We start from the raw sequence: 4,220 nt of genomic DNA on the forward strand, positions 1-4,220 counted from the left end.
TCCGACAGGAGGCCGTCCACACCCTCCCGGTCGGTGGTGTGGTCGTCCGCGAAACGACGGTCACCCGTCGCGTCCGGCACGTACTTCACACAGACAACGATCCTCAAGCTCACGGCCTTGTCTCCTGTACTGGTCTCGTCCGGCGGCTGCGGCGGTGCAAGCGGGCGCGAACACGGCACGCACCCGCTCCGGGCAGCGGATTCCCGTGCCGGTCCGGAACTTCCTGGCAGCATACCCGCCGGTAGTGCAGTGGTCACTACTGGCCAGTAGCTTATGCCGAGCGGCTGCTCCCGCCGCCTGCGACCATCCTGCCCCAGCCCGAGGCCGACTCCACCCGACGGGGCGGAACACGTGCGGCCGGACTGCTCACACCACGCGGCCGAGCGCCGCGATCACGTCCACCCTGCGCGGCTGCCCCGCGGCCCGCCGCACCACCCGGCCCTCCCCGTCCAGCACCAGGACGGTCGGCGTCCGCCGCACCTCCAGCCGGCGGACCAGCTCCAGCCGCTCCTCTGCGTCCACCTCGACGTGCTCGACGCCGTCGACCATCCCGGCCACCTCGGCGAGCACCCGCCGGGTGGCCCGGCAGGGCTGGCAGAAGGCCGTCGAGAACTGCACCAGCGTCGCCCGCGCGCCGAGCGGCCCGCCCAGCTCGGCCTCCGACAGCCGTACCGCCCCGTCCTCGGTGCTCAACCCTCAGCCTCCCGTCGCTCCCGGCCCGTCGTTCCCCGGCCATCGTTCCCCGGCCCGCGGCGGCCGGGTCCGGCCGCCGTCAGGGCACGACAACGCACACCGCCGGCCAGGCCATCCCTCCAGTCTGCGGCAGCGCTCCCCGGCCCCCGAAACCCGGTCGACCGCCGGGGCCCGGCCGCGTACGATCGGCCGGTGGACTCCGACCGTCGCCCAACGCCGCCGCCGGCCCGCCGACGCGTCATCGGCCCGGCCCGCGCCACCGTCCGCCGACGACGCTGACGCCCCGCGCCGCCGCCTGCCGCTGCCGCCGTCCGTCGCGACCCCCCGGAGCCCCCCGATGCAGACCGATCCTCGCGGCCCCCGCTTAGCCGCAGCGCTCAGCTCGATCGTCCTGGCCGTCGTCCTGCGCACCGGCAACTGCCCCCTCCTGGCCGCCCAGACCCTCGTCCTCGCCCTCGGCGCGTTCGGCGGCCTGCGCCTGGCCCCCTACGTCCGGCTGGTCCAGGCGCTCGTGCTGCCCCGGCTCGCACCGCCCTCCGCGACCATGGACGAACGGCCGCTCCGCTTCGACCAGGGCGTCCTCATGGTGTTCGCCGCGGTCGGCACCCTCGGCTACTGCGCCGACGTGGACTGGCTCGGCGTGCTGGCCGGCTCGGCCGCCCTCGCCACCGCCTTCGTCAACGCCGCGTTCGGCTACTGCGTGGGCTGCGAGCTCTACCCGCTGGTCCGGCGCGCCCAGGGCCGCCTGACCGCCGGCGCCTGACGCGGGCGGCGGAAAAGTTCCCGTTCGAATTCATCACGGACATCACACCGCCAATATTCGCTTGACCGCACGCCTCAGGTGACAGCAGGCACTCGTTCGGGGGATCATCTCCGTGAATCACCCGTGACCGCCGCGGCGTGCCGTGCTCCGGTCGGCACCGCCCGCGCAACGGAGCGGGTACCCGCCGAACCGGGCTCCGGCCCGTGGAAGTCAGGACTGACCGTGGCAGAGTTCGTGTACCCGCCGGTGATCGGCGCCGCACTCACCGCCTTCCGCGCGCTCGACGTGCGGATCAAGATCGTCGGCGCCGAACACATCCCCGCCAGGGGGGGAGCGGTACTGGTCAGCAATCACATCAGCTATCTGGACTTCCTCTTCGCGGGCCTCGGCGCGTACCGCGGCGGCAAGCGCAAGACCCGCTTCATGGCCAAGGACGACGTCTTCAAGCACCGGATCTCCGGCCCGCTGATGCGCGGCATGAAGCACATCCCGGTGGACCGCACCGACGGCCAGCCCGCGTACGAGGCCGCCGTGCGCGCCCTCAAGGCCGGCGAGGTGGTCGGGGTGTTCCCGGAGGCGACCATCAGCCGCTCGTTCATGCTGAAGAAGTTCAAGACCGGCGCCGCCCGGATGGCCGCGGACTCCGGCGCCCCGCTGCTGCCCGTCGTGCTCTGGGGCACCCAGCAGCTCTGGACCAAGGGCCGCCCGAAGACCCTCACCAAGCGGCACGTCCCGGTCACCATCATGATCGGCGAACCGATCCACCTCGGGCCGGACGACAAGCCCGTGATGGTCACCCGGCGGCTGCGCGCCGCCATGAGCGAGATGCTCGACCGGGCCCAGCGCGAGTACCCCGGCAAGCCCTCCGGCCCGGACGACACCTGGTGGCTGCCCGCCCACCTCGGCGGCACCGCGCCCACCCTGGAGGTCGCCGAGGCCGAGGACGAGGCGGAGGCCCTCGCCAAGGCCGAGCGCCGCTCCGCCCGGGGCTGACCCGCTCCGCACTCCCCTTCCGGCCACGCCTACTCCGTGCGACCGAGCGAGCGCGGCCCGTCGCGTGTCGCCCGGTCGCCGACGCTCCCGGTCTGACACAGTGACAGCTCCTTCCAGGGGCCTTCGTCCTGAATCCGCGGCGGGGGCACACGTCGGAGCGGTCGAGAGGCTCGGAGGCGGAGATGACACCGATCACCACCGGAACACGACGGTCACCAAAGTCACCAACGGGCAGGGCCCGCACCCGCGCGAGCGCCGGTGCGGGCCTCCTGCTTCTGGGTGCCCTGCTCGCCGGCTGCGGGGCCGAGCCCGGGGAGATCCCGCTCTCGGAGATCCGGCCGGAGATCCCCACCGCCACCCCCGAGGCGACGCCCGCCGCAACCCCCGGCGTGATCGGCGCGGCCGTCGGAGCGCCCGAAGCCACCGTGCACAACGGGCTGATCGTCAGCCGCGCCTACACCGACGCCTCCCGGACCAGCAGCGCGATCGTCACCTTCTCCCCCGACGGCAGCGGCCGGCACCAGGTCACCCAGCCGCCGGCCCGCGCCCTCGACGACCGCCCGGACTGGTCCCCCGACGGCGCCACCATCGCCTTCGACCGCACCGACCCGCAGACCGGCACCGCCCGGCTCTGGACCGTCCCCACCGCCGGCGGCCCCGAGCACCAGGTCAGCCCGGTGTGCGACAGCGGCAGCGCCGACTGCGCCAACGAGGACGAGCGCGCCCCGGCCTTCTCCCCGAACGGCAAGCAGATCGCCTTCAGCCGTTCCTGGGGCGCCCAGGACCAGGGCAGCAGCCACCAGATCCAGTACTCCGACCTCTACCTGATGAGCCCCGAGGGCACGGACGTCCAGCGGCTCACCTTCCTCACCAACGACAAGCCCTACTCCGGCTCGGTCAGCAACCCCAGCTGGTCCCCCGACGGCAAGCAGCTCACCTTCGAGTACCGCACCAGCGCCACCGGGCAGCCCGCGAACAGCCGCGCCATCTACGTCGTCAGCGCGGACGGCACGGGGCTGCGCCAGCTCACCCCCTGGGAACTGCGCGCCGGGGACCGGGCGGACTGGTCCCCCGACGGCACCCAGATCCTCTTCACCACCTTCCCCGCCGGGCCCGACAACGCCCCCGGCGGCGGCATCTACACCGTCCACCCCGACGGCACCGCCATCGGGGCCCTCACCCCGGCGCCCTCGGACGCCTTCTACGGCACGGCCGCCTATGCGCCCGACGGCAGGTCCATCGTCTTCGCCCAGGCCCCCGCGGGCGCCGGGGCGGACCTCTACAGCATGCGGCCGGACGGTACGGGCGTCGCGCGTCTCACCAACAGCTCCGACAAGTGGCTCAGCCGGCCTGCCTGGGGGACGGCGGAGGGCTCGGCGGCTCCCGCCGGTCAGGTTCAGGCGACGGCCCCGGCGACCGACCAGCCGTCGGACCGGCCGTCGGGTGAGGCGTCGCAGGCACCCCAGGCCTCCCAGACGCCACGGCCCGATGACCAGCGGCCGGCCCAGGCCCAAGGGCAACCGGCCACCGAGCAGCCACGGCCCGGGACGGAGTCCGAGTCCGAGACCGATTCCGGCTCTGACTCCGGCTCCGGCTCCGGCTCCGGCTCCGGCTCCGGCTCCGAGGAATAGTTCGTCCGGCCCGGAAACGCGAAGAACCCCCAGCCCGGTTTCCCCGGCTGGGGGTTCTTTCTGAAGAATTGTTCGGCGGCGTCCTACTCTCCCACAGGGTCCCCCCTGCAGTACCATCGGCGCTGTAAGGCTTAGCTTCC

The 4,220-nt window shown here is 73.5% G+C and carries 4 protein-coding genes and 1 pseudogene; 3 read left to right on the forward strand and 2 right to left on the reverse strand.

All coding sequences use genetic code 11. The annotated features are described in order from the left end of the window. Nucleotides 1-113 (reverse strand): annotated as a pseudogene (locus ABZW03_RS38015) (electron transfer flavoprotein subunit beta); the annotation flags it as partial. A gap of 253 nt (nucleotides 114-366) precedes the next feature. After that, nucleotides 367-693 (reverse strand): thioredoxin family protein, encoded by a 327-nt coding sequence (locus ABZW03_RS38020; RefSeq protein WP_355269029.1) that lies wholly within the window; start codon nucleotides 691-693, stop codon nucleotides 367-369. Nucleotides 694-1,030: 337 nt separating this feature from the next. On the opposite strand from ABZW03_RS38020, the gene ABZW03_RS38025 reads away from it, so the two are divergent. From ABZW03_RS38025 to ABZW03_RS38035, 3 genes are all read left to right on the forward strand, one after another. Beyond that, a complete protein-coding gene (locus ABZW03_RS38025; RefSeq protein WP_355269031.1) occupies nucleotides 1,031-1,456 on the forward strand; it encodes a DUF4395 domain-containing protein in 426 nt (141 codons plus the stop codon). Between the two features lie 222 nt (nucleotides 1,457-1,678). Then, nucleotides 1,679-2,449: a lysophospholipid acyltransferase family protein gene (locus ABZW03_RS38030; RefSeq protein ID WP_355269033.1), complete on the forward strand. Its 771-nt coding sequence runs from the start codon at nucleotides 1,679-1,681 to the stop codon at nucleotides 2,447-2,449. Nucleotides 2,450-2,631: 182 nt separating this feature from the next. Then, the gene (locus ABZW03_RS38035) at nucleotides 2,632-4,080 is read left to right on the forward strand and encodes a hypothetical protein (RefSeq protein ID WP_355269035.1); all 1,449 of its coding nucleotides are present in this window, start codon (nucleotides 2,632-2,634) and stop codon (nucleotides 4,078-4,080) included. Nucleotides 4,081-4,220: the final 140 nt, after the last annotated feature.

Source organism: Kitasatospora sp. NPDC004799 (genome assembly GCF_040609095.1).
Classification (GTDB): domain Bacteria; phylum Actinomycetota; class Actinomycetes; order Streptomycetales; family Streptomycetaceae; genus Kitasatospora.

What these genes read in the sequence shown, in the direction of transcription:
- ABZW03_RS38035 (WP_355269035.1), top strand. Translation starts at nt 2,632, where the DNA reads ATGACACCGATCACCACCGGAACACGACGGTCACCAAAGTCACCAACG.
- ABZW03_RS38025 (WP_355269031.1), top strand. Translation starts at nt 1,031, where the DNA reads ATGCAGACCGATCCTCGCGGCCCCCGCTTAGCCGCAGCGCTCAGCTCG.